At 37.5% G+C, this 7,185-nt stretch carries 7 protein-coding genes; 5 read left to right on the forward strand and 2 right to left on the reverse strand.

The window, feature by feature from the left end; translation table 11 throughout:
* The first annotated feature begins 98 nt into the window (after positions 1 to 98).
* From U9S71_RS20600 to floR, 4 genes are all read left to right on the forward strand, one after another.
* The gene (locus tag U9S71_RS20600) at positions 99 to 644 is read left to right on the forward strand and encodes a BRCT domain-containing protein (RefSeq protein WP_005807148.1); all 546 of its coding nucleotides are present in this window, start codon (positions 99 to 101) and stop codon (positions 642 to 644) included.
* A 220-nt stretch (positions 645 to 864) separates the two neighbouring features.
* Positions 865 to 1,689 carry a class D beta-lactamase OXA-347 gene (locus U9S71_RS20605; protein WP_004295324.1) on the forward strand — a complete coding sequence of 275 codons (825 nt, stop codon included), beginning with the start codon at positions 865 to 867 and terminating at the stop codon, positions 1,687 to 1,689.
* 184 nt (positions 1,690 to 1,873) lie between these two features.
* A complete protein-coding gene (gene estT, locus U9S71_RS20610) occupies positions 1,874 to 2,794 on the forward strand; it encodes a macrolide hydrolase EstT (protein WP_046701559.1) in 921 nt (306 codons plus the stop codon).
* Entirely contained in the window at positions 2,787 to 4,010 is a 1,224-nt protein-coding gene (gene floR / locus U9S71_RS20615) for a chloramphenicol/florfenicol efflux MFS transporter FloR (RefSeq protein ID WP_014053560.1), read from the forward strand. Before estT ends, floR begins: the two co-directional genes overlap by 8 nt.
* Before the next feature lie 360 nt (positions 4,011 to 4,370).
* Here the strand turns inward: floR and erm(F) are convergent, their stop codons facing one another.
* Together erm(F) and ere(D) are read right to left on the reverse strand one after the other, a co-directional pair.
* The gene (gene erm(F), locus U9S71_RS20625; protein ID WP_182650836.1) at positions 4,371 to 5,171 is read right to left on the reverse strand and encodes a 23S rRNA (adenine(2058)-N(6))-methyltransferase Erm(F); all 801 of its coding nucleotides are present in this window, start codon (positions 5,169 to 5,171) and stop codon (positions 4,371 to 4,373) included.
* Positions 5,172 to 5,430: 259 nt separating this feature from the next.
* A complete protein-coding gene (gene ere(D) / locus U9S71_RS20630; protein WP_009040233.1) occupies positions 5,431 to 6,657 on the reverse strand; it encodes an EreD family erythromycin esterase in 1,227 nt (408 codons plus the stop codon).
* A gap of 357 nt (positions 6,658 to 7,014) precedes the next feature.
* On the opposite strand from ere(D), the gene U9S71_RS20635 reads away from it, so the two are divergent.
* The coding region (locus tag U9S71_RS20635; RefSeq protein WP_326329747.1) for an FAD-dependent oxidoreductase at positions 7,015 to 7,185 on the forward strand (171 nt) is incomplete at its 3' end.

Below are 7,185 nucleotides of genomic sequence, written 5' to 3' on the forward strand. Positions count from 1 at the left end.
TAGTAATTGCGAATATAACAGGTGCATAAACGGATAATCAGAAAAATCTATATGAACATTATAATTTAAAACCATATGTCATAAGTTATATTGACACAATGTTATTTGCAGATAAACTTGGGATGCCTAAAAAAATAAAAGATTTAGCAGAGAGTTTGGACTTAGAAGTAACAAATCATCACGACCCAGAATTCGATGCAAAACTTTGTGCTTTAATATTTGGCGAATTGACTGACAAGTATCCAAGTTATCAAGAACTAATAAGAAAAATTGATGACCAGCCTAAAACAAATAATAATTATTTCAATCAACCAAGTGAAGATGTTTTAGAAGAAAATGAAGAGCATTTATCAAATTATCAAATAACTCAAAACGAACTTGAAAACATTGATTTAATAGGAAAAGGAATAGTTATTACGGGCAACTTTTCAATAGAAAGAGAAGAAATAAAAACTTTTCTAATGAAAATTGGTGGACAAATAAAATCAGGAATAACAGGTAAAGTAGATTTTGTTTTTGCAGGTGAAGATTGTGGTTGGTCAAAAATCCAAAAAATAAACGACTTAAACCAATCAAAAAAAGCAAACATTAGAATTTTAAACGAAGCTGACTTAAATTATCTTATCAAAAAATACGGCATATAACATCGCATTGGCAAAATGGCGGGTTAAGTGCCAAACTCAACTTTTGTGCATTTTATTCCGCCGAATGTGTTCCACATTCAGCTTTTTTTAATAATTTAGCTTCTGTGGAAACACATCGGCTACGTCACTGCTAAATTGAACTTTTTGTCCAATTTATCCGCCACTTCGCCAATGCGTTTCCCGTTAGTGGCAACAAAAACAAACGATAATTAGACAATAAATGAAAAATATTTTATTTGTAGTTTTTATTTCAATGATATTTTTATTTGTTTGCTGTAACACAACAACGAATAAAAACATAATTGAAACAGAAATTTCTGATTTTGACAAAATTTTAGATAGTTTTCAAGTAAATGGTTCAATTCTAATTTATGATAACGACAAGAATACTTTTTACTCAAATGACTTTGATTGGGCTAAAAACGGAAAATTACCTGCATCAACATTCAAAATTCCAAATTCTATAATTGCTGTTGAATTAGGCATTATTGAAAATGATACAACTATTTTAAAATGGAATGGCGAGCAGAGAAAAATGGATATTTGGGAAAAAGATTTATCATTTAAAGATGCTTTTAGAATTTCCTGTGTTCCTTGCTATCAGGAAATTGCAAGGAAAATCGGAACAATTAAAATGAAAGAATATTTAGAAAAATTTGAGTATAAAAATATGATTTTTGACAGTTTAACGATTGACAATTTTTGGCTTGAAGGAAATTCAAAAATATCTCAAAAACAACAAATCGACTTTTTAAGGAAATTCTATTTTTCAAAATTTCCAATTTCTGATAGGACAATAAAGATTGTCAAAAATATTATGGAAATTGAGCGAACTGAAAATTACATTTTAAGCGGTAAGACTGGATTAAGTTCGATAGAAGAAAAATATAATGGTTGGTTTGTTGGTTATGTTGAAACAAAATCTAATGTTTATTTTTTTGCAACAAATGTAATTCCGACAGACGGATTGAATGTTGATGATTTTATTTCATCGAGAATTAATGTAACAAAAAATGCGTTAAAGCAAATGAATATAATGAAATGATAAATGCCACTAACATATGGTAGCCGATAATTGCCGGCTTTCGTGCCAACTTGATACTTTGGTGCTTTTAACGAACCGAAGTGCTAAATTGATACGAAAGTGCTGTAAATCCGGCAACTACGGCTACCATTTTTCGTTAGCGGGCATTGTGAAAGATACCAGCATAACAGTTAAACATTGATAAATGAAAAAAAAACTACTTTGGATATTAATTTTAGGACTGATAATAATCAGTTGCAAACAAAGGAAAACAGAAATGAAAGAGAAAATAATTAAAACAAACGGCATTGAACTCTGTACGGAAAGTTTTGGAAATAAGAAAAATCCAGCAATCCTTTTGGTAGCAGGTGCAACCGTATCAATGCTGTATTGGGACACTGAATTTTGCCAACAATTATCTGAAAAAGGATTTTTTGTTATTCGTTACGACAACAGAGATGTAGGAAAATCCACTAATTATGAACCAGGTTCTACTCCATACGATATTGTTGACTTAACTAATGACGCTATTTCAATATTGGATGGCTACAAGATTGACAAAGCACATTTTGTGGGGATTTCTTTGGGCGGACTAATTTCTCAAATAGCATCAATAAAGTTTGCCGACAGAGTTAACTCCTTAACTCTTATGTCATCAGGCCCTTGGGGAGACTCAGACCCAACTATACCTGAAATGGACACGAGTATTTTAGATTTCCATAGTAAAGCAGGTACAGTCAATTGGACAAATGAAGACAGTGTGGTAAACTATTTAATTCAGGGTGCAGAATTAATGAGTGGCAAGAAACAATTTGACAAACAAAGAAGTGAAAAACTGATAAGAGCTGAGTTCAATAGAGCCAACAATTATATAAGTATGTTCAATCACGCTGCATCGCAAGGTGGTGGTGGTGAAGAATATTGGAACAGATTAAACGAAATCAAACAACCCACCTTAATTATCCACGGAACAGACGACAAAATTTGGCATTATAAGAATGCAGGTTTTTTACTAGAAAAAATAAAAGGTTCAAATCTAATCACCCTTGAAGGTACAGGACACGAATTACACGTTGATGATTGGAAATCAATTATTGATGGAATAGAAAAACACATAAATGACTGATAAACAAAAACAACGCCCCGCGTGGGCCTATACGCTGCCGGCAGCACTGCTGCTGATGGCTCCTTTCGACATCCTCGCTTCACTGGCGATGGATATTTATCTCCCTGTCGTTCCAGCGATGCCCGGCATCCTGAACACGACGCCCGCTATGATCCAACTCACGTTGAGCCTCTATATGGTGATGCTCGGCGTGGGCCAGGTGATTTTTGGTCCGCTCTCAGACAGAATCGGGCGACGGCCAATTCTACTTGCGGGCGCAACGGCTTTCGTCATTGCGTCTCTGGGAGCAGCTTGGTCTTCAACTGCACCGGCCTTTGTCGCTTTCCGTCTACTTCAAGCAGTGGGCGCGTCGGCCATGCTGGTGGCGACGTTCGCGACGGTTCGCGACGTTTATGCCAACCGTCCTGAGGGTGTCGTCATCTACGGCCTTTTCAGTTCGATGCTGGCGTTCGTGCCTGCGCTCGGCCCTATCGCCGGAGTATTGATCGGCGAGTTCTTGGGATGGCAGGCGATATTCATTACTTTGGCTATACTGGCGATGCTCGCACTCCTAAATGCGGGTTTCAGGTGGCACGAAACCCGCCCTCTGGATCAAGTCAAGACGCGCCGATCTGTCTTGCCGATCTTCGCGAGTCCGGCTTTTTGGGTTTACACTGTCGGCTTTAGCGCCGGTATGGGCACCTACTTCGTCTTCTTCTCGACGGCTCCCCGTGTGCTCATAGGCCAAGCGGAATATTCCGAGATCGGATTCAGCTTTGCCTTCGCCACTGTCGCGCTTGTAATGATCGTGACAACCCGTTTCGCGAAGTCCTTTGTCGCCAGATGGGGCATCGCAGGATGCGTGGCGCGTGGGATGGCGTTGCTTGTTTGCGGAGCGGTCCTGTTGGGGATCGGCGAACTTTACGGCTCGCCGTCATTCCTCACCTTCATCCTACCGATGTGGGTTGTCGCGGTCGGTATTGTCTTCACGGTGTCCGTTACCGCGAACGGCGCTTTGGCAGAGTTCGACGACATCGCGGGATCAGCGGTCGCGTTCTACTTCTGCGTTCAAAGCCTGATAGTCAGCATTGTCGGGACATTGGCGGTGGCACTTTTAAACGGTGACACAGCGTGGCCCGTGATCTGTTACGCCACGGCGATGGCGGTACTGGTTTCGTTGGGGCTGGTGCTCCTTCGGCTCCGTGGGGCTGCCACCGAGAAGTCGCCAGTCGTCTAACCGACGACTGGTAGCAGGCCCGCTCCGATGCGGCGCACTAACCATCGAAACCTCGTGAATGTCGGTATCCTGTCTGGCAGGATACCGCTCATTTCCCTTGTTCAGTTCAACATCGCATTGGCAAAATGGCGGGTTAAGTTCAAAATTCAACTTTTGTGCTTTTTATTCCGCCGAATGTGTCCCACATTCAGCTTTTTTTTAATAATTTAGCTTCTGTGGAAACACATCGGCTACGTCACTGCTAAATTGAACTTTCGGTTCAATTTATCCGCCACTTCGCCAATGCGTTTCCCGTTATGCGGCAGCTTAAAAGACGACACCAAACCAAAAAAATCATCTTGACAACCACCCGACTTTGAACTACGAAGGATGAAATTTTTCAGGGACAACTTCCAGCATTTCCAAAAAACAGTTTACCCATTGACTTGGAGACAAACAAACAATTTGAGCATTAAGGTTTAAACCGAATTTTTCCGAAATTGACCTGACCTGACTTTTCCTGAAAATCGACTTTAAAGCTGTTTTTACAGATAAATCAGGTTTCTCTAACAGACAGGAAATAAATGCTAAGTATTTGGCTTTAAACTTAAAATCAAAAAATAAGTGTTTTCTTTTAATGTTTAACAGGGCTGATTTGACAGTTGGCGGTGGCAAGAAACTTTCAGGACCTACCTCATAGACAAGTTTCAAATCAAAAAAAGTATGATAGAAAACGGTATATGGATTGTAAAGCTTCCTCGAAAATAACTTTTGTGTAGGTTCTAACTGAAGGATAATGGAACCTCCCAGAAAATTTCCAAGACTCTCAAACATCAGGATTTTGAAAATATCGGAAGTAATGCCATAAGGAATATTTGACACCACTTTGAAAGGAAATTTCGGAACTGCAAAATTCCTAAAATCACAACCGACAACTTGAACATTTCGGGCATCAGAAAATAATTTTCGTAAATGTTCAACCAAAGCTGTGTCGTTTTCAATAGCAACAACATTGTTGGCGATTTTTAATAAATGAACAGTAAAAAACCCCTTGCCTGCCCCAATATCTAAAACCGTATCCTGATTACTTATATTTGCTTGTCTTATTGCATCTTTTATTAGCACTTTATCAATAGTAAAGTGCTGACCCGTAAAACGAACGGGCAATTTCTTTTTTGTCATTACTGCAAATTTAGTAACTTTGCTTGACAAATTAACGAGAAAGAAGAGAAAATGAAAGCCGACCGCATAACATCACCTATACGCAAGCAGGGGGTTCGTGCTTCGTAAGACAGGAAAGTGGTAAATTTGAAGTTCAGTTCTTCGTAGGAAGTTCAGTGGTTAAAATCCCTGCCTGCGTATAGCTGAGAACCGTTATGTGAAAGAATAAAACGGCACCTCCAAAAAGAAAGTGCCGTTTCGAAATTAAATTTATAAATTCTCAATCCACTACTTCTGAAACAGTTGATTTTTCTATTAGAAAAATTCCGTCAAAAGCTTCTTCTATTTCAGTTTTTAGGCACATCGAATCAAATCGAATCTTATTACAATTTTTTAATTCCGTACTTCTGTTCATTAGTAAACAGCATTCTTTTCCTCCAAATTCTTGCATAATAAATTCAACAGAATCCGACTCTGGAAAATCAAGTGGAAATTTATCAACCCTAAAGCCAAATTGATAATCATTATCAGGATACAATGCCGCAGTTTCTCCACGTAGATTAGTTATTGCAAATGCTTTATATTTTTCTCCAAAAGTCATCGAAAGTCTTTGCCCCATTGGATAACAACTAATAAATCCATCAAAATCTACCGGAGTTTTTTGAATGTGAGCATTGTGGGCAACCAAAATAATCTTTTTACCAAGTGAATTTTTCAAAAACCAATCAATGCTTTCTGCCATATACTGGTCTTTTGCTCCCATATCTCCTTCAATTCCCCTTTCAGTAATGAAACTTTCCATAGCATCAGCATTATAATTCATATAAATCAAGCCTTTAACTTGATGAACTATCGATTGAAATTCTAAACTTTCTAATTTTGGTTGAAGAGTAATCAAACGAATGTAAACTTTTAATAGCAATGCTTTTAATTCATTATGTTCAGCTTCATCAAAAAGCGATAAATTTAACGCAAGCTGAGAAGTCGAATAGAAATCAAATTTCTCAGCAAGATTTAAAATCTTCTGTAAGACATCAGAAGAAACGATTGAAAGTCTTTGCAAATAATCAGATACAATACGAAAGTTTGGAAAATAAGAACCTCCATTTTTAGGAATATCCACACCTAAAAAGGTAATTTGATTATTATTGTCTTGATTATACCGACGAAGCCATAGCAAAGTATCTTTAAACTCATTTGGATAATAAAAGTGTGACAGTAACTTATCCAAATCGTCGAATGGAATTTGTGATTTTATCCACTTATCAACTTCTAATCCTTCAGAAAAACCAAACTCAAATGCCAAGGTGTCAAAATCACATTCAGTTACTAAAAACTCAATAACTTGATGCCTGAATGTAAAAAACTCTTTTATGAAATGTGCGTTTTCGCCTAAACCAACAATTGTAGAAGAATCAAAATATTCTCGAAATCGAAAAAGACTTTGTTTTATGGATGTATTATTTTCCGAATTAAACGGAAAAGTTAAGGGTTTTATATTTTTCATTATTACCTTATTTTAAATTAAAAATTAACGTACCAAATAGCAACCGTCTCAAAAAGACGATTTAATAATTTACTTTAATTTTTAATTACCAAGGCTTGCTGAAATACATAAAATGTGAATTATTTGAATACAAAGATACTAAAAATTCCTTCACATAACATCGCATTGGCAAAATGGCAGGTTAAGTGCTAAATTGAAAGTTTCTGCATTTTATTCCGCCGAATGTGTTCCACATTCGCTTTTTATTTGTAAGTTAGCTCTGTGGAAACACATCGGCTACGTTCTCGCTAAATTGAACTTTTTGTCCAATTTATCCGCCACTTCGCCAATGCGTTTCCCGTTATGTGCCATTTTTGAATGACAATGCGAATAGATACAGACAAACAAATGAATTTACTTAGTGATAAGAACGTTGCAATAATTGGTGGTGGACCCGTTGGACTGACTATGGCAAAATTATTACAGCAAAACGGCATAGACGTTTCAGTTTACGAAAGAGACAACGACCGAGAGGCAAGAATTTTTGGT

This window comes from Parapedobacter flavus, from assembly GCF_035818675.1.
Taxonomy (GTDB): domain Bacteria; phylum Bacteroidota; class Bacteroidia; order Sphingobacteriales; family Sphingobacteriaceae; genus Parapedobacter; species Parapedobacter flavus.